The 17,514-nt window shown below is 35.6% G+C and carries 19 protein-coding genes and 2 other annotated features; all 19 genes read left to right on the top strand.

The genetic code is table 11. The features are described from left to right. The first annotated feature begins 75 nt into the window (after nt 1-75). Complete coding sequence (alaS, locus tag HMPREF1864_RS00930; protein ID WP_062570966.1) at nt 76-2,688, top strand: alanine--tRNA ligase; 2,613 nt, start codon at nt 76-78, stop codon at nt 2,686-2,688. A gap of 48 nt (nt 2,689-2,736) precedes the next feature. After that, a complete protein-coding gene (locus HMPREF1864_RS00925) occupies nt 2,737-2,991 on the top strand; it encodes an IreB family regulatory phosphoprotein (protein ID WP_062570965.1) in 255 nt (84 codons plus the stop codon). A 57-nt stretch (nt 2,992-3,048) separates the two neighbouring features. Then, nucleotides 3,049-3,465 (top strand): Holliday junction resolvase RuvX, encoded by a 417-nt coding sequence (ruvX, locus tag HMPREF1864_RS00920; protein WP_062570964.1) that lies wholly within the window; start codon nt 3,049-3,051, stop codon nt 3,463-3,465. Between the two features lie 8 nt (nt 3,466-3,473). Further along, entirely contained in the window at nt 3,474-3,719 is a 246-nt protein-coding gene (locus HMPREF1864_RS00915; RefSeq protein ID WP_062570963.1) for a DUF1292 domain-containing protein, read from the top strand. Then, complete coding sequence (locus HMPREF1864_RS00910; protein WP_062570962.1) at nt 3,720-4,181, top strand: Fur family transcriptional regulator; 462 nt, start codon at nt 3,720-3,722, stop codon at nt 4,179-4,181. Next, nucleotides 4,181-5,842: a ribonuclease J gene (locus HMPREF1864_RS00905; protein ID WP_062570961.1), complete on the top strand. Its 1,662-nt coding sequence runs from the start codon at nt 4,181-4,183 to the stop codon at nt 5,840-5,842. Before HMPREF1864_RS00910 ends, HMPREF1864_RS00905 begins: the two co-directional genes overlap by 1 nt. A 42-nt stretch (nt 5,843-5,884) precedes the next feature. Continuing rightward, nucleotides 5,885-6,541: an O-methyltransferase gene (locus HMPREF1864_RS00900; RefSeq protein ID WP_062570960.1), complete on the top strand. Its 657-nt coding sequence runs from the start codon at nt 5,885-5,887 to the stop codon at nt 6,539-6,541. Further along, a complete protein-coding gene (locus HMPREF1864_RS00895) occupies nt 6,528-7,757 on the top strand; it encodes a peptidase U32 family protein (protein WP_062570959.1) in 1,230 nt (409 codons plus the stop codon). The genes HMPREF1864_RS00900 and HMPREF1864_RS00895 overlap by 14 nt, the downstream gene beginning before the upstream one ends. Next, complete coding sequence (gene udk, locus HMPREF1864_RS00890; protein ID WP_062570958.1) at nt 7,747-8,364, top strand: uridine kinase; 618 nt, start codon at nt 7,747-7,749, stop codon at nt 8,362-8,364. The genes HMPREF1864_RS00895 and udk overlap by 11 nt, the downstream gene beginning before the upstream one ends. A 43-nt stretch (nt 8,365-8,407) precedes the next feature. After that, nucleotides 8,408-8,517: a sequence feature (ribosomal protein L20 leader region), on the top strand. Continuing rightward, nucleotides 8,438-9,058 carry a translation initiation factor IF-3 gene (gene infC / locus HMPREF1864_RS00885; protein WP_062570994.1) on the top strand — a complete coding sequence of 207 codons (621 nt, stop codon included), beginning with the start codon at nt 8,438-8,440 and terminating at the stop codon, nt 9,056-9,058. (Overlaps the previous feature by 80 nt.) 11 nt (nt 9,059-9,069) lie before the next feature. Then, nucleotides 9,070-9,261, top strand: a complete 192-nt coding sequence (rpmI, locus tag HMPREF1864_RS00880; RefSeq protein WP_005956626.1) for a 50S ribosomal protein L35 — start codon at nt 9,070-9,072, stop codon at nt 9,259-9,261. Between the two features lie 12 nt (nt 9,262-9,273). Further along, nucleotides 9,274-9,624, top strand: coding sequence for a 50S ribosomal protein L20 (rplT, locus tag HMPREF1864_RS00875; RefSeq protein ID WP_062570957.1), 351 nt, complete (start codon nt 9,274-9,276; stop codon nt 9,622-9,624). A gap of 68 nt (nt 9,625-9,692) precedes the next feature. After that, nucleotides 9,693-11,021 (top strand): TrkH family potassium uptake protein, encoded by a 1,329-nt coding sequence (locus tag HMPREF1864_RS00870; protein WP_062570956.1) that lies wholly within the window; start codon nt 9,693-9,695, stop codon nt 11,019-11,021. Between the two features lie 3 nt (nt 11,022-11,024). Beyond that, nucleotides 11,025-11,675 carry a potassium channel family protein gene (locus HMPREF1864_RS00865; RefSeq protein ID WP_062570955.1) on the top strand — a complete coding sequence of 217 codons (651 nt, stop codon included), beginning with the start codon at nt 11,025-11,027 and terminating at the stop codon, nt 11,673-11,675. A 388-nt stretch (nt 11,676-12,063) separates the two neighbouring features. After that, nucleotides 12,064-13,158: a DUF3048 domain-containing protein gene (locus HMPREF1864_RS00860; RefSeq protein WP_062570954.1), complete on the top strand. Its 1,095-nt coding sequence runs from the start codon at nt 12,064-12,066 to the stop codon at nt 13,156-13,158. A 46-nt stretch (nt 13,159-13,204) separates the two neighbouring features. Beyond that, nucleotides 13,205-13,705, top strand: coding sequence for a DUF4342 domain-containing protein (locus HMPREF1864_RS00855; protein ID WP_062570953.1), 501 nt, complete (start codon nt 13,205-13,207; stop codon nt 13,703-13,705). Nucleotides 13,706-13,762: 57 nt separating this feature from the next. Next, nucleotides 13,763-14,509: a TrmH family RNA methyltransferase gene (locus HMPREF1864_RS00850; RefSeq protein WP_062570952.1), complete on the top strand. Its 747-nt coding sequence runs from the start codon at nt 13,763-13,765 to the stop codon at nt 14,507-14,509. Next, nucleotides 14,506-15,195 carry a DUF6873 family GME fold protein gene (locus tag HMPREF1864_RS00845; protein WP_062570951.1) on the top strand — a complete coding sequence of 230 codons (690 nt, stop codon included), beginning with the start codon at nt 14,506-14,508 and terminating at the stop codon, nt 15,193-15,195. The genes HMPREF1864_RS00850 and HMPREF1864_RS00845 overlap by 4 nt, the downstream gene beginning before the upstream one ends. Nucleotides 15,196-15,316: 121 nt before the next feature. Continuing rightward, nucleotides 15,317-15,495 (top strand) — a binding site (T-box leader). 40 nt (nt 15,496-15,535) lie between these two features. Further along, a complete protein-coding gene (gene thrS / locus HMPREF1864_RS00840) occupies nt 15,536-17,446 on the top strand; it encodes a threonine--tRNA ligase (protein ID WP_062570950.1) in 1,911 nt (636 codons plus the stop codon). Nucleotides 17,447-17,514: the final 68 nt, after the last annotated feature.

Genomic DNA, 17,514 nt, shown 5'->3' with positions numbered 1-17,514 from the left:
TTCATATTCTTTATAATTATAATATTTATAGCACATCCTCCCAGGGTATGGGAGGATTTTTAATAGGAGTTGTATATGAAATATTTAGGTTTACACGATATAAGAACAGAGTTTTTAAAATTTTTTGAATCAAAAGGGCACTTCATACTACCAAGTTTTTCACTAATTCCAAAAAATGATAAATCACTTCTTTTAATAGGAGCTGGGATGGCACCAATGAAGAAATTTTTCACTGGCGAAGAAACCCCTCCTGCAAAAAGAGTTACAACTTGTCAAAAATGTATTAGGACTGGCGATATAGATAATGTAGGTTTAACAGATAGGCACGCAACATTTTTTGAAATGCTAGGGAATTTCTCCTTTGGAGATTACTTCAAGCACGAAGTAATTCCATGGGCTTGGGAATTCTTAACAGTTAATCTTGAAATCCCAAAAGAAGATTTATGGGTTACAGTTTACCATGAAGATGACGAAGCCTACAACATCTGGAAGGATGTAGTTGGAATCGATGAAGAAAAAATCATTAGACTGGGAAAAGAAGATAACTTCTGGGAACTAGAAGTTGGTCCATCTGGTCCATGTTCAGAAATTTATGTTGACAGGGGACTTGAACACGGATCTGAGGATGAAAGACCTGGTGGAGAAGGAGACAGATTTATTGAAGTTTGGAACCTTGTATTCACTCAATTCGATAAGGACGAAGAAGGAAACTACAAGCCTCTAGCTCATCCAAACATTGATACAGGAATGGGGCTTGAAAGAATTGCAACTGTCCTTCAAGGAACTGACAATATTTTTGAAATTGATGCCATAAAAGATATTATCCAAGAGATTTCAAAAGTTTCTGGTAAAAAATATGGCCAAGACAAGAATGCAGATATTTCCTTTAGGGTAATCACTGACCACATTAGGGCAATGACTTTTATGATTTCTGATACAATTGTACCTTCTAATGAAGGAAGGGGCTATGTGCTTAGAAGACTTATAAGAAGAGCTGCAAGACATGGAAGAAAACTTGGCATAGAAAGAGCCTTCTTATATGAAATTGCCGACATGGTAATTGACTCTTGGGGCGAACAATATAAAGAACTTAAGGAAAATAGAGAATCTATCAAGGGAATCATTAGAAGAGAAGAAGAAAAATTCTTGGAAACTATTGATGGAGGTCTTGTTAGACTTAAGGCCCACATAGATGAAATGAAGGGAAAAAATGAAAGGCTACTAGATGGAGAAAAGGCCTTTAAGCTTTATGACACTTATGGTTTCCCAATTGACTTAACAGAAGAAATCCTTAGAGAAGATGGATATGATGTTGATATGGATGGCTTCCAAAAAGAAATGGATGACCAAAAGAGAAGGGCAAGAGAAGCTAGAAATGACTCCAATGTTGGCTGGGCCAACCAAGATAGCAAGCATCTTTTTGAAGGACTAAGTAATGAATTTCTTGGATATGAAAAAGATGAATGCGATGCAAACATTATAAGAATAATTTCTAATGATGAAATTGTTGAGTCTCTTGAAGAAGGAGAAGAAGGCCTCGTAGTCCTTGATAAGACAACTTTCTATGGAGAAAGCGGCGGTCAAGTAGGAGACACTGGTGAAATTATTTCTGGCAACTTCAAGTTAAGAGTCACTGATACAAAGAAAACCAAGGATGGAATTCACCTTCACCTTGTAAAAGTTGAAGAGGGAAGACTAGAAAAAGCTCCTGTTAAGGCTATTATTGATTCTAAGAGGAGGAATAATATAAGAAGAAATCACTCTGTAACTCACTTACTTCACAAAGCTCTTAAAGAAGTATTGGGAAGTCATGTAAACCAAGCAGGTTCTTTAGTTATGGCTGACAGAATGAGATTTGACTTCTCCCACTTTGATGCAATGACAAAAGAAGAAATTGCCGAAGTAGAAAGAAGAGTTAATGAAAAAATCTTTGAAGGACTTCCAGTTGAAACAAAAGTAACAGGGCTTGAAGAAGCTAAGAAAATGGGAGCTATTGGACTTTTTGAAGGTAAATACCAAGATCAAGTTAGGGTTATATCTATGGGCGATTACTCACGTGAACTTTGTGGTGGTTCTCACGTATCAAACACTTCAGAGATTTCCATGTTTAAGATCCTATCTGAAAGTGGTATAAGTAATGGAGTTAGAAGAATTGAATCCATTACTGGACCGGCTGTTTATGAATACCTAAATAACTTAAGCAAAAAAGAAGAAGAAATAGCTAGTGAATTAAAGTCCAACAAAGATGAAATTATTCAAAAGATAAAATTAAATATTAAAAATCTAAAAGAAGCAAATAAAAATATAGAAAAACTTGAACATGACCTTGCTAAAGATCAAATTTCTGATTTAACAAAGGATGTTAGAGAAAAGAATGGAATCAAGTACGTAATCAAAAAGTTCGACGGAGTAGATGTTAATACTCTTCGTGACTTAGCTGATGAAGTTAGAAATAAACTTGAATCAGTTGTTGTTTTATTTGCTGCAGTTAATGATGATAAACTAAACTTTGTATGTGCAGTTTCCAAGGATCTTGTTGAAAAGAAAATTGCTGCAGGTAAACTAATCAAGGAAATCGCCAAAGTAGCTGGCGGTGGCGGAGGTGGTAGACCTGATATGGCAACTGCTGGTGCAAAGGACTTAGATAAGGTTGAAGAAGCTCTAAACAAGCTAGATGAGCTCTTATAATAATGTCAAAATAGATATTTTTATGATATAATCTATTTGGAGGTAATTATGGGTCAAAATAATAATACACAAATTTTTGAAAAAAGCAGTTTGGAACAAGAAAGAATTAAGAGTATTTTAAAGACAGTTTACAATGCTCTAGAACAAAAAGGATACAACCCAACTGACCAAATTATAGGATATATATTATCTGGTGATCCAACATATATCACAAGCCATGATAATGCAAGATCCATGATACAAGAAGTAGAGCGTGACGAGCTTTTACAAGAAATGTTAAAAGTTTATTTAGAAAAAATTTGAGATGGTTTGACCATCTCTTTTACATATTATATATGTACCTGTAAAGGTTGTGGTTAAATGAATAAAATTTTAGGCCTTGACGTAGGAGATGTGTGGATTGGTGCAGCCATAAGTGATGCTCTAATGCTTACCGCACAACCTCTTATGACAATAAAAAGAGAATCTAATAAGATAGCCTATGAGAAAATTCATGAAATTATAAAAGAGAACAATGTAGAAAAAGTAGTGGTAGGTCTTCCTAAGAATATGAACAATACTATAGGGCCACAAAGTGAAAAAGTAATTAAGTTTGCAGAAAAATTAAAAAACAAATTTAAAGTAGAAATTGAGTATGTTGACGAGAGAATGACCACTTTAATGGCAGAACAAGTTTTAATAGAAGGTTCTGTTCGAAGAGAAAATAGGAAAAAATATATAGATAAAATTGCTGCGACTTATATCCTGCAATCCTATCTGGATAGAATAAATTTATAGGTGATAAGATGGAAAAAATAAAACTATATGACGAAAATGATAAAGAAGTTGAATTTTTTGTTGATGCAAAATTTTCTGTTGAGGACATTGATTATGTCGCACTCTATACTGATGAAGATAATCCAGAAGTATATATTTTAAAAATAATTGAAGACGAAAATGGTGACGAACTTCTTGCTGGCATCGATGATGAAGAGTTAGAAGTTGCAAGCAAAGCTTATGAAGAACTATTAGATGAATTAGACGGTGAATAAATGAATACAAAAAACGTTGAACCTGTTAAAAAAATCTTAAAAGACAGTGGATATAAATACACTAAACAGAGGGCAAAAGTCTATGAAATTTTTCTGGACAATAGGGACAAGCACTTGACGACAGAAGAAGTTTATAACTTAGTTGCAAAAAATGATCCAGAAATGGGTATTGCAACTATTTACAGGACTGTGCAATTATTCCACAAGCTTGGAGTCTTAGATCAAATTGCCTTTGATGACAATATTCTGAGGTATGAGCTTAGAGTACCAAGTGAAGGCCATAGGCACCACCATCTCGTTTGCATAAATTGCGGAAAAGTCGAAGAAGTTGATATTGATAACTTAAATGAACTAGAAGCTAAAATAGAGAAAGAAAAGAATTTTAAAATAGTTGACCACACTCTAAAATTTATGGGTTATTGCGAAGACTGCCAACACAAAATTGAGGAGAAGGCAAATTAATGAAAAACACAAATAAGGTGAAGATTATCCCACTGGGAGGGCTTCACGAAATTGGAAAGAATCTTACAGTAGTTGAATATAGAGATGACATTATCATAGTAGACTGTGGTATGACTTTCCCAGAAGATGAAATGCTTGGTATTGATGTTGTAATACCAGATGTAACTTATCTAGAAAACAACAAAAATAGGATAAGGGGACTTGTCCTAACTCATGGTCACGAAGATCACATTGGTGCTATTCCATATGTACTAAGGAAGTTAGACCTAGACATTTATGGAACTGGACTAACAATTGGACTATTAGAAAATAAATTAAAAGAGCACAGACTTTCAAGAGATAAACTTCACGTAGTAAATGCTGGAGATGTTGTTAAACTTGGGAAGATGGAAGTTGAATGGATAAATGTAAATCACTCTATTCCAGATTCTTGTGCCCTAGCAATAAAAACACCACTTGGATATGTTTACCACTCTGGTGACTTCAAGGTAGACTTTACTCCAATTAGTGGAGAGCCAATTAACTTAACTAGGATTGCAGAAATTGGTCAAAAGGGTGTACTTGCTATGATTGGTGAATCTACAAACGTCCTAAGAGAAGGCTACACAATGAGTGAGTCCAAGGTTGGGGAGACTTTTAACAGGCTCTTCCAAAGCCTATCTGACAACAGAATTATTATTGCAACTTTTGCTTCCAACGTACACAGAATCCAACAAATTATTAACTCTGCAGAAAAGTATGGAAGAAAAGTTGTCTTGTCTGGTAGATCTATGGTAAATGTAACAGAAACAGCGAGAAAGCTTGGACAATTTAGGGTTAAGAAGGATACCTTTGTTGACATCAAGGATATGGATAAGTATGAAGATAGTGAGCTTGTATTAATCACAACTGGTTCACAAGGAGAGCCAATGTCAGCTCTTACAAGAATTGCCTATGGAGAACATAGAAAGATTCAACTCACACCAAATGATGCAATCATCCTTTCGGCGACTCCAATACCAGGAAATGAAAATGCTGTTACAAAGGTAATAAATAGGCTTCTTGAAAGAGGTGCTAAGGTAATTTATGAAACACTATCAGAAATTCACGTTTCTGGGCACGCTTGTCAAGAAGAGTTAAAACTTATCTTGAGCCTAGTAAAGCCAAAATACTTTATACCAGCCCATGGTGAAGTAAGACACCTTATGAAGCATGCTCAGATTGCACATCAAATGGGCATGGATGAAGAGAATATTTTCATAATGGAAAATGGAAATTGTCTCGAAATTTCACAAAAATCTGCAAAACTTGTTGGTGATGTGCCATCTGGAAATATTCTTGTTGATGGACTTGGAGTTGGTGACGTTGGTAACATCGTCTTAAGAGATAGGAGACACTTGTCAGAAGACGGACTAATAATTGTAGTTATCTCCTTGACAAAAGAAGGTAAGGTTGTTTCAGGTCCAGACATTATTTCAAGAGGTTTTGTTTATGTAAGAGAATCAGAAGACCTTATTGAAGATGCAAAGAATGTCGTAAGAAAAATCCTTAATGATGATTCACGCGACAACTTAAGGGACTGGAATGGACTCAAGTCTGACATAAGAGATAACTTGAGATCATATATTTTCAAAAACACAAAGAGAAATCCTATGATTTTACCAATTATTATGGAAGTTTAGGATATTTAGGGAATCTACTAGGTTCCCTTTTTTAGAGGAATTATGCCAAATATAAATTACGATTATATAGAGAATTATTTAAGAGATTTAAAAGATTTAAAAGATGAAAAACTTCGCGAGATGATGAATTACGCTGAAGAAAATCACGTTCCAATTGTGGAGAGAGAAAGTGAAGAGTTTATAAACTTCCTTCTAGCCATGCATAAGCCAAAGAAAATCCTTGAGCTTGGAACTGCCATAGGCTATTCTTCTATTTCTTTTGCCAAGAGGAATAAATGCATAGAAAAAATTGACAGCGTAGAGCTAAAAGAAGAAATGGTAGAAATTGCGAGAAGAAATATTTTTGAAGTGGGCCTTGAAGATAAGATAGAGGTTCACCACAGAGATGCCTACGATTTTCTTTTAGACCTAGAGGAAAAGTACGACTTTATTTTTATAGATGCAGCTAAGGGACAATATGAAAAATATTTTGATGAGTCCATTAAGAATTTAAATGATGGAGGGATAATTCTCTGTGACAATGTCCTCTTCAAGGGGATGATAGCAGAAGACTCCCTAGTTAAGAGAAGAAAGATAACAATTGTAAAAAGACTTAGGAAGTTTTTAAAAGATATTTCCTGCGATGAGAGATTTGACTCATCAGTAATACCCATTGGGGATGGAATACTTTTAGTAAGGAGAAAAGATGAAGAAGATTGAACTTTTAGCACCGGCAGGTGATATAAATAAATTAAAAACTGCAGTGGAATATGGGGCCGATGCAGTGTATCTTGGAGGAGAAAGCTTTGGACTTAGAAAAGCTTCTAAGAACTTCTCAATGGATGATATTAAATGGGCAACGGATTATTTACACGAGAGGGGAAAGAAGATTCACGTAACTCTTAACATAATTCCCCACAACCATGACATGGAAGGTGTAGAAGACTACATCAAGGAACTCTATGAAATTGGAGTTGACGCTCTTATAGTTGCTGACCCAGGTATGTTTATGAAGGTAAAGGAAGTTGTGCCAGACTTTCCAATCCATATTTCAACTCAAGGATCAGTTACTAATGTGGAAACTGTAAAATTCTGGCAAAAACTTGGAGCAGAAAGAGTTGTAATGGCAAGAGAACTAAGTCTAAAGGAAGTTGCTGATATTATTAAAGAAGTTGGCGACTCCATTGAAGTTGAAACTTTTGCTCACGGTGCTATGTGTATGTCCTACTCAGGAAGGTGTCTTTTATCAAATTACATGACTGGAAGGGATGCTAACATGGGGGACTGTGCCCAACCTTGTAGGTACAAGTACCATTTAGTCGAAGAAAAAAGGCCTGGAGAATACTTTCCAATAGAAGAACACGACGAGGGAACTTTTATTATGAATTCCAAGGACCTTTGTATGATTGAACACATTGATGAAATGATTGAAGCTGGTATTGCAAGTCTAAAGATTGAAGGCCGTGTAAAAAGTGAATACTATCTTGCAACAGTAATTAGATCCTACAGGATGGCAATTGATGCCTACTATGCTGACCCAGAAAATTACAAGTATGACCCATCTTTATTAGAAGAAATTAAAAAGGTAAGTCACAGGGACTTCACAACAGGTTTCTTCTTCGGACAAGCTAATGAAAATTCACAAGTGTATAAGGACAACTCCTACATCAGAGGTTACGACTTCGTGGGTATCGTCTTAGACTACGATGATGAAACAAAGATAGCTACAATCGAACAGAGAAACAGGGTCTTTGTTGGAGAAGAGATTGAAATCTTTGGACCTGGTGTAAAGCATTTTGACTACAAGATAGAAAAAATGTTAGATGATAAGGATAGAGAAATTGATGTTGCAAATAAGGCAAAGCAAATTTTTAAAATTAAAATCGATCAACCTATTAAAAAAGGATTTATTTTGAGGAGAGAAAATGAAGAATAAGGCCTGTATTATTGGAATATGTGGTGGAAGTGGTAGCGGTAAGAGTACTGTTACCAAAAAACTAATTGATTTAATTGGAAGGGACAAGGTATCTGTAATTGAACAGGACTCCTACTACAAGGACCAATCAAACTTAGTCTTTGAAGAAAGAGTTAAGACAAATTATGACCATCCCCTTGCTTTTGATAATGACCTCTTGTTTGAACATTTAGAAATGTTAAAGGATGGCAAGTCTATTGAGAAACCAATTTATGATTTTGCCCTTCACAATAGAAAAAGAGAAAAGGAAATTGTTGAAGCAAAACCCATTATTATTCTTGAGGGAATTTTAATCTTTAATGAAGTTAATCTAATAGACATCATGGATATAAAAGTTTTTGTTGATACTGATGCCGATGTGAGAATCATAAGAAGGATTAAGAGGGATATGCTTGAGAGAGGAAGGTCACTTGACTCAGTTATTGATCAGTACCTTTCAACAGTTAGACCATCACATCTCCAATTTGTTGAGCCATCAAAGAGGTATGCAGACTTAATCATCCCAGAAGGTGGCGAAAACGAAGTGGCCATAGATATTTTGTATCAAAAAATTAAATCTTTGGTATAAAAGTGTTTGACAAGAGGTAACTCATGTGTTATCATTGTCTTTGTTATTAAAGAAGAAGTCCGCTTCTCACCTAATGGCTCAGTCATTTAGGTTATTTGAAAATTTCGATGAATTTGCGGGCATCTTTTTAGGTGTCCGCTTTTTTAATTTACGGAGGTGCTTAGAAATTAAAGAACTTCAAATCAATGAAGAGATAAGAGAAAAAGAAGTCAGATTAGTAGATGATGAGGGAAATCAACTTGGTGTTGTGCCCAAAAATCAAGCCATCGACTTGGCTATATCTAAAAAACTTGACCTAGTGAATGTTGCGCCAAACGCAAAACCACCAGTATGTCGTATAATGGACTATGGTAAATACAGATACGAGCAAGAGAAAAAAGAAAAAGAAGCTAGAAAAAAGCAAAAAGTTATCAATGTTAAGGAACTAAGATTTAGTCCGAACATTGAAGATCATGACTTAAATACTAAAGCCAATAGAGCTATTGATTTCTTAAAAAACGGTGATAGAGTTAAGCTTTCAGTTAGATTTAGAGGTAGAGAGATGGGTCATACTGATCTTGGTAGAGAAGTTCTCGACAAGTTTTATGATTTAATTTCTGAGTATGGAGTTGTGGACAAAAAACCTAAAATGGAAGGAAGAAGTTTAGTTATGTTCCTTTCAGAAAGAAAAGACAGCGATAAGTCTGATAAATAAGGAGGATTTTTATGGCAAAGATGAAAACTCACAGAGCTTCCGCGAAGAGGTTTAAGAGAACAGGTTCTGGAAAGCTTAAGAGATTTTACGCTTTTAAAGGACATTTAACAGGTAAGAAAACTGCTAAGAGACTAAGAAAACTTAGAAAGAGCAGTACGGTTTCTAAAGGTGATCAAAGAAGAATTGATCACATGATCCCTTAATAGGAGGTAAAAATGGCTAGAGTAAAAAGAGGCGTTAACGCTAAAAAAAGACATAAGAATATACTAAAGCAATCCAAGGGATATTTTGGTGCTAAATCAAAATTATTTAGAACTGCTAACCAAGCTGTTATGAAATCTCTTAACTATGCTTATATTGGTAGAAAACAAAGAAAAAGAGATTTTAGAAAACTTTGGATTACAAGAATTAATGCAGCTGCAAGAATTAATGGCATGAGCTATTCAAAATTCATTAGCGGTCTTAAGAAGGCAAACATCACTATTAATAGAAAGATGCTTTCTGAAATGGCAATTAATGATCCAGCTAGTTTTGCAAAGCTAGTTGAAATTGCAAAAGAACAATAAATTATTGCTCCCAATTGGGAGCTTTTTTTGTATAATGAGTTTGAAAAAATTTATTTAATGAGGAAATTATGATTAGAAAATTAAAAAAGAATCCACCCCTCATGGTCTGCCTTTCTTTTTTTGGTTTGATCCTATTTGGGGCAATTTTATTAAACCTTCCTCTTGCATCGGCAAATGGTAGATCCATTGGATTTTTAAATGCCCTCTTCACATCAACTTCTGCTTCATGTGTAACAGGACTCATTGTTGCCAACACAGCAACCCAGTGGACAGTTTTTGGAAAACTTATAATCATAACTTTAATACAAATTGGCGGTTTGGGAACCATGGTCTTCTTGTCTCTAATAGCTCTTGTTTTAAATAAAAAAATTGGTATTACAGAGAGAAGAATTATAAAGGAACAAACTAATGCTGATACTAGCAAGGGGATTATTAGACTTGTAATCTATATCATCAAGTTTAGTTTGAGTGTGGAATTTATTGGTGCAATTTTACTTGCAACAAGATTCATTCCTGACTTCGGCTTGAAAAGAGGAATTTTATTTTCTCTCTTCCACGCAGTCTCAGCCTTTTGTAACGCAGGCTTTGATATTATAGGCAATTCCCTTGTGGATTATGTAGACAACATAACTGTTAATCTTGTTGTAGCCTTTCTAATAATTTTTGGTGGGCTTGGCTTTACAGTTTATCTTGACATTTATAAGAAGAGAAGGTTTAGGAACTTGACCCTCCACTCCAAGGTGGTTATATCAATTACAAGCATCCTCCTTCTAGTGGGAAGTCTTGCCTACTTCATACTTGAACACAAGAGTGGGGCAATGGAAGGCTTGACCCTAAAGGGAAAAGTTTTGGCATCCTTCTTTATGTCTGCATCTGCAAGAACTGCTGGATTTAATTCCATAGACATTGGTGAGATGCAAGAAGGTTCTGTAATTGTAACAATTATTCTTATGTTTATAGGTGCATCACCAGCATCAACTGGTGGTGGTATTAAAACTACAACTTTTGGTGCCTTGCTCTTTGCGACAATTTCTGTCTTAAGGGGAAATGATGAAACAGAAATTTTTCACAAGTCAATTTCGCGTGACACCATCTTAAAGAGTCTTTGCATTGTTTCACTGGGCTCTGTCTTGGTGATTTTTTCATCACTTTGGATAACAATTATTGAAGATGGAAAATTCTTGTACCTAGACATACTTTATGAAATTGTATCAGCTATTGGTACAGTGGGAGTCACTAGAGGAATCACTCCAAACCTAAGTCCTCTTTCGAAGCTTATCTTAATAGTTTTGATGTATATAGGTAGAGTTGGAGCAGCTACTCTTGGCATAAGTATTTTAAATAGAAAAAATAAAAAGCACACAAGATATTCTTATGGAAAAATTATAGTGGGGTAAATTATGAAGACATTTATTGTATTTGGCTGTGGTAGATTCGGGTCTACTGTGGCCACTAGATTATATGATTTGAAAAACGACGTTGTAGTTGTTGATTCAGACCATGAAAAAATTGATTTGATTAACGACAATGTTACTGAGGCAGTTGTTTGTGATCTTGAAGATGAAAAGGCAGTAGGAGAACTTGCCCTAAATAATTATGACGTGGCAATAGTTGCCATTGGTGAAAGTCTCGAGCCAGCAATTATGGCAGTCCTTGCATCAAAGGAAGCTGGAATAAAAAAAGTTATCGCCAAGGCAACGTCTGATAAGTTTGGAAAAATTTTATTAAAGTGTGGAGCTGATAAGATAATCTTTCCTGAAAGAGATATTGGCTACAGACTTGCAAATAATCTTTCCAATGACAACTTGCTTGACTCAGATGAAATCTCAAAGGGCTACAGCTTTTATGATTTCAAAGCGCCACCTAAGATGAATGGAAAGGGACTTACTGAGCTTGGTCTTAGAGAAGATTACAATTTCAACATCTTAATGGTCAAGAGGAATGGAGAAAATTATGTAAATCCAAGTTCTAATTTTAAGATTAAGGAAGAGGACATATTGACAGTTGTGGGTTCAGACAAGGACATAAAAAGATTTATAGCAGAAAACTAAAAATTCATAAATGAAAAATATAAGAAAAGGACTAAGTCGCTTAAGATCTAGTCCTTATTTTTTTATAAACTTTTATATAAATTTTTTTAAGACAAATTCATATAGAAGGATTAGCAAAGTTATTATGTAAAATATAAAAGAAAGTTTTTTTCTAAGTTTTTCATTTTTAATTATCTTTGTGTACTCAGTTAAAAGATATCCAATCAGAGCAGTAAAATAGATAATTATTTCGAGATATTTATTCATAGAACCACCGCCTAAAACAATTTTACTACGAAAACTTTTAGAGTACAAAAATTATAACAATCCTCTTGTTTACATATTTATATTTATAAACTAAAATTAAGTTAATACATAAAAGAAATAAAATTAGAAAAGAGGAGAGATAATGAAAAAATTTAAACAACTTTTACTTGTGGGCTTAGCAGCCACGACTTTGGTTGCCTGTGGCAAGAAAGCAGAAAATAAAAATCAAGCAGTAGAAGTTAAAGAGCCAGAAAAGATAGTTTACTACACACCACTTACTCATGAAGAGAGAGACAACGAAGAACAAGCCAAGAAAAAAATCTTTGCAGTTATGCTTGATAACCATGACGATGCAAGACCTCAAGCACAAATCTCAAAGGCCGACATAATTTACGAGTACAGGGTTGAAGGGGAATACACAAGATACATGGCACTCTTCCAAAGTAACTTCCCAGAAAATGTGGGACCAGTTCGTTCTGCAAGACCTTACTTTGTTCAAACTGCCAAGGAATACAATGCAATTTATGCCCACTGGGGTGGTTCAGTTGCAGGACTTGAAGAAGTTAAAAAGAGAAATGTTGTGGACCTTGACGGGATTGCCCTTGAAGGTCTTGTCTTCCACAGAAATAAAAATGTTGGCAAAAGGGCTCCTCACAATGGATATATTTCCCTTCCGGAACTTGAAAACTATCTAGTTGAAAAGGGAGTTGACGTAAATGATAACGCAGCATCCCTTAACTTCTACGATAAGGAAGCAAATATAGAAGGCCTTGATGTAAAAGAAATTACTTTAAACTTCAACAATAGGTATAAGACAAAGTTTATCTTTGACGAAGCCACTGGGAAGTATAAATACATTCGCCAAGGTCAACCAGTAATTGATGAGGCAACAGGTCAAGAGTTTGATACAGATAATTTAGTTGTCCTCTTCCAAAAGGGAGTAGTTGCTGGGCCTAAGGGAACTTTAAAAATGGCAAACATAGGAAGTGGTACAGGACTTCTTCTTCAAAAGGGAAAACTTGCACCAATAACTTGGGAAAAGGAAAACGAAGATGCAAGGACAATCTTAAAATATCCTGATGAAACTGAAGTAAAATTCTGCCCAGGCAGAACTTTCTTCTCCATAGTTGATGAAGAAAAGGATGCAGTCTACCAAGTTCCAGAAACTGAAAGCCAAGCAGGGGAAGGAAACGCTACAGGAAACCATGACCCAGCAAAAGTTGATAGCCAAAAATAAAATTAAAAAAAAATATTTTGGGTAATTAAGATTTAGAGGTGATTTTATGATTAACATGGCAAAAATCGACTATGTAATAAATACAACTGGAGCCTCCTATGACATTGTAAGGAAGGCACTTTTAGATAGCGACGGCGACGTTGATGTGGCAATCTCTTACATCAGAGAAGGCAAGTACGATATCAACATTGAACCTTCAAGGGTTTATGAAAGTGAGGAAGAAAAGGATTCTGACTCTCATAAAGAAAAGAAGTCTAGCAAGGACTATGTTGATGATGTAATAAACTATCTTGATGAAATCCTTGAAGCAGTAAAGGAAATCTGGAGAAAGGGAAATGCCAGCAGGTTATTGGTGGAAAATAAGGGCAAAACTGTCCTATCACTTTCATTGACAACATCTGCTATTGGTATGCTATTGGCCCTTCCAGCATCACTACTTGGTCTTTCTGCAGCCTACATCTATGACTACTCCTTCAAAATAATCATGGACAATGGAGAAGTAATTGACGTTAAGGAATATCTAAAGGACAAGAGCAAATTTTTATAAAATTTATTAAAGTTAAGAGCCCTTCGGGGCTTTTTTTCTTTAAAAATGAGGGGAAAAATGATAATTACAAGTAAAAATAACAATACATACAAATTTTTAAAGGGGCTTTTGGAGAAAAAGCACAGGCAGGAGAATAAACTCTTTATGGTGGAGAAGCCTGTGGTTATTGAAGAGGCTGAGGGGATTAAAATTCGATATCTTGCCCTTAGTGAGTCTGCCTACAGGTCAAATAAATTTGAGAAAATTGTAAAAAATGTAGATCAAGATAAACTCTTTGTCTTTTCCGACAATATTTTCAAAAATCTTTGCGATGCTGTCACATCTCCTGGCATCATAGCCTACTACTCTTACCTTCACAGGGACTTTGACAGGACTTCTGGCAAATTTTTGTATCTTGACGACATAAGGGAGCCAGGCAATCTTGGAGGAATAATTCGTTCAGCCGATGCCCTGGGACTTGACGGCCTTATAATTTCTCCTGAGTCCTGCGACCTTTACAATCCTAAGACTGTTAGGTCTTCCATGTCCTCCATCTTTAGGCTGCCAATTTACTTTATGGCTCGAGAAGACTTAGTGGGCTTAGACTTTAATATTCTTGCAACTTCATTAGAAAATTCAACTTCAACGAGGGATTATGACTTCAAGGACAAGGACATAGTTGTAATAGGAAACGAAGCTAAGGGAGTTTCGGACTTTTTAATGTCCCATGCAAGGGGATTTTTAAATATTCCAATTTCTGACAAGGTTGACTCCCTTAATGCCAATGTGGCAGCATCAATTATAATTTACGAGATGATGAAATGACCTATGTATTAGTGGCAGAAAACTTTCCAGAAGAGTCTGCCGAAAAATTAAAAAAATATGGACAAGTGGTGAGGACCAAGGCAAACAAAAATGTATTAGAAGGACTAGACACCCACCCAGACATCTTGGTACATCCTCTTCCAAGTGGAGATTTAATTGTTGACAGGGATAATTTTGACTATTATAAAGAGATCTTCAAAGACAAAAAAATTCTTCCATCACATTCATCTTTATCTGCAAAATATCCAGGAGACATCCACTTAAATGCCTTTGCATTTAAGAATATTTTCATCCACAACTTAAAGCACACCGACCAAGTTATCCTAGATTATTATAAAAATGAAGGATTTGACCTTGTAAACATCAAGCAAGGCTATGGCAAGTGCTCCTGCCTTGTGACTCAGGACTTTGTTATCACAAGCGACGGAGGAATCTACGAGACCCTAAAGGGCTTGATTCCCATTTATAAGATAGACCAGGGGCAAATTAAACTTCAAAACTTCAACTATGGTTTTATTGGCGGGGCAAGTGGAGTCTTGGGCAAAAAAATATTCTTCACAGGAGATTTTTCTCATCACTCCTCCCATGAAGAAATTCTAAAAATTATTAATAAATATGATTATGAAATTGAAATTTTGTCCAAAGACCCAATAGAAGACTTTGGAACAATATTTTTTATAAAATAAATCTAAAACTTGTTTTAAATAAATTCGCCTGGGTAATATATAGGGGCGAGAGAAATGATATATTCTTTCAGAATTATTCTTGAACATATAAGACCTTTGTGTTATTATAGAAACAATTTTAAAAGAGACTTTGATAAGAAGAGTAGGATTTATAAAATTCTCAGAGAGGAAATGGTTGGTGTAAATTTCCAATTTTATATTTTTGAAAACTATCTTGGAGTCCCATAGCAAACTATGGCGTCAGGACGCGTTAAGTCCCTAGAGTTTAATTAAGGTGGAACCACGGTCATCGTCCTTTGGGATGGTGGCTTTTTTTATTATTAATTTTTAGGAGGATAAAATGATTATAAAGTATCCAGACGGATCACAAAAAGAATACGAAAGTGGAGTTAAGGTATCTCAAATCACTGGAGATATCTCAGAAGGTCTTTTGAGACAATCTCTTGGAGCAGTTGTTAATGGAGAAATCCTAGGCCTTGACGACAAGGTTTATGAAGACAGTGACTTCAAGGTTGTAAAATTTGAAGACAAGGAAGGAAAGCAAATTTTCTGGCACACTGCATCCCACATCATGGCTTATGCAATCCAAGAACTTTATCCAGATACAAAATTTGCCATTGGACCTTCAACTGAAACAGGCTTCTACTACGACCTTGACCTTGAACACAGATTTGTAGAAGAAGACTTCAAGGCAATTGAAGACAAGATGAAGGAAATTGCAAAGAAGGACCTTCCAGTAGAAAAAATTGAAATTTCAAGAGAAGATGCACTTGCTCACTTCAAAGAAAAGGGACAAGACTACAAGGTTGAACTAATAGAAGACCTACCAGCAGATGAAAAGATCACAATGTATAAGATTGGTGACTTCCTTGACCTTTGCAAGGGACCTCACCTTCTTTCAACTAAAAAAATCAAGGCTATTAAACTTCTTTCTATAGCAGGTGCTTATTGGAGAGGGGACTCTAACAATAAGATGCTTCAAAGACTTTACGGTATTGCCTTTGAAAAACAATTACAACTTGATGAATATATCGAAAGACGTGAAGAAGCTGAAAAGAGAGATCACAGAAAACTTGGTAAGGAACTTGACCTCTTTAGTATGCACGAAGAAGGACCTGGCTTCCCATTCTTCCACCCAAATGGAATGGTATTGAGAAATAACCTACTAAACTGGTGGAGGGGAGTTCTTGATGAAAATGGTTACGGAGAAATCTTAACACCAATTATCCTAAACGAAGACCTATGGCACAGATCAGGTCACTGGGATCACTACAAGGACAATATGTACTTTACAAAGATTGACGATGGTGACTATGCAGTTAAACCAATGAACTGCCCTGGCTCAATCCTTGTTTACAATTCCAACAAGCACTCTTATAGGGACCTTCCTATTAGACTTGCTGAATATGGTATAGTTCACAGACACGAACTTTCTGGAGCATTACATGGTTTATTTAGGGTAAGAACATTTACTCAAGACGATGCCCACGTTTACTGCTTGTTCTCACAAGTTAAGGACGAAGTATTCAAGATGATTGACCTTGCAGACTACCTATACTCAACATTTGGATTTAAGTATTCAATTGAACTTTCAACAAGACCAGACGACTACATGGGAGAACTTGAAGCTTGGAACCTTGCAGAAGAAAGTCTAAAAGAAGCACTAGAAGAAAAGAAGCTTCCTTACACAATTAACGAAGGCGACGGAGCTTTCTACGGTCCAAAGATTGACTTCCACCTAGAAGATGCCATTGGTAGAACTTGGCAATGTGGTACAATCCAACTTGACTTCCAACTTCCAGAAAACTTTGACCTAACTTATGTTGATGAAAATGGAGAAAAGAAAAGACCAGTTATGCTTCATAGGGCCCTACTTGGATCAGTTGAAAGATTTATGGGTATCCTAATCGAACACTTTGCAGGTAAGTTCCCACTATGGTTATCTCCAGTACAAGTTGAAGTTATCCCTGTATCAGACAAGTTCAAAGACTTTGCTAAGTCTATTGCAGATAAACTTCACGCAGAAGGACTTAGGGTTCACCTAGACGGACGTGCTGAAAAAGTTGGTTACAAGATCAGAGAAGCACAAGTTAAGAAGATCAACTACATGCTAGTTATTGGTGAAAAAGAAGAAACTTCTGGCAAGCTTTCAGTAAGAAAGAGAAATGGGGAAGAAGTTCAAGATGTTGATGTAGATGAATTTATCGCATCACTTAAAGAAGAAATTAAAAACAAGACAATCACTGATTAAGTTGTACTTGAAAAAATATAAAATATAAAATTTTAGCAGGTCTTAGGGGCCTGCTATTTTTGTGAGAA

The organism is Peptoniphilus sp. DNF00840 (assembly GCF_001553125.1).
Lineage (GTDB): Bacteria > Bacillota > Clostridia > Tissierellales > Peptoniphilaceae > Peptoniphilus_A > Peptoniphilus_A vaginalis.
The sequence above is the reverse complement of the archived record's forward strand: the minus strand, read 5'-3'. Positions and strand labels throughout refer to the sequence as shown.

Coding starts and splice junctions, on each gene's coding strand:
- alaS (WP_062570966.1), top strand. CDS start 76: ATGAAATATTTAGGTTTACACGATATAAGAACAGAGTTTTTAAAATTT.
- HMPREF1864_RS00925 (WP_062570965.1), top strand. CDS start 2,737: ATGGGTCAAAATAATAATACACAAATTTTTGAAAAAAGCAGTTTGGAA.
- ruvX (WP_062570964.1), top strand. CDS start 3,049: ATGAATAAAATTTTAGGCCTTGACGTAGGAGATGTGTGGATTGGTGCA.
- HMPREF1864_RS00915 (WP_062570963.1), top strand. CDS start 3,474: ATGGAAAAAATAAAACTATATGACGAAAATGATAAAGAAGTTGAATTT.
- HMPREF1864_RS00910 (WP_062570962.1), top strand. CDS start 3,720: ATGAATACAAAAAACGTTGAACCTGTTAAAAAAATCTTAAAAGACAGT.
- HMPREF1864_RS00905 (WP_062570961.1), top strand. CDS start 4,181: ATGAAAAACACAAATAAGGTGAAGATTATCCCACTGGGAGGGCTTCAC.
- HMPREF1864_RS00900 (WP_062570960.1), top strand. CDS start 5,885: ATGCCAAATATAAATTACGATTATATAGAGAATTATTTAAGAGATTTA.
- HMPREF1864_RS00895 (WP_062570959.1), top strand. CDS start 6,528: ATGAAGAAGATTGAACTTTTAGCACCGGCAGGTGATATAAATAAATTA.
- udk (WP_062570958.1), top strand. CDS start 7,747: ATGAAGAATAAGGCCTGTATTATTGGAATATGTGGTGGAAGTGGTAGC.
- infC (WP_062570994.1), top strand. CDS start 8,438: ATGGCTCAGTCATTTAGGTTATTTGAAAATTTCGATGAATTTGCGGGC.
- rpmI (WP_005956626.1), top strand. CDS start 9,070: ATGGCAAAGATGAAAACTCACAGAGCTTCCGCGAAGAGGTTTAAGAGA.
- rplT (WP_062570957.1), top strand. CDS start 9,274: ATGGCTAGAGTAAAAAGAGGCGTTAACGCTAAAAAAAGACATAAGAAT.
- HMPREF1864_RS00870 (WP_062570956.1), top strand. CDS start 9,693: ATGATTAGAAAATTAAAAAAGAATCCACCCCTCATGGTCTGCCTTTCT.
- HMPREF1864_RS00865 (WP_062570955.1), top strand. CDS start 11,025: ATGAAGACATTTATTGTATTTGGCTGTGGTAGATTCGGGTCTACTGTG.
- HMPREF1864_RS00860 (WP_062570954.1), top strand. CDS start 12,064: ATGAAAAAATTTAAACAACTTTTACTTGTGGGCTTAGCAGCCACGACT.
- HMPREF1864_RS00855 (WP_062570953.1), top strand. CDS start 13,205: ATGATTAACATGGCAAAAATCGACTATGTAATAAATACAACTGGAGCC.
- HMPREF1864_RS00850 (WP_062570952.1), top strand. CDS start 13,763: ATGATAATTACAAGTAAAAATAACAATACATACAAATTTTTAAAGGGG.
- HMPREF1864_RS00845 (WP_062570951.1), top strand. CDS start 14,506: ATGACCTATGTATTAGTGGCAGAAAACTTTCCAGAAGAGTCTGCCGAA.
- thrS (WP_062570950.1), top strand. CDS start 15,536: ATGATTATAAAGTATCCAGACGGATCACAAAAAGAATACGAAAGTGGA.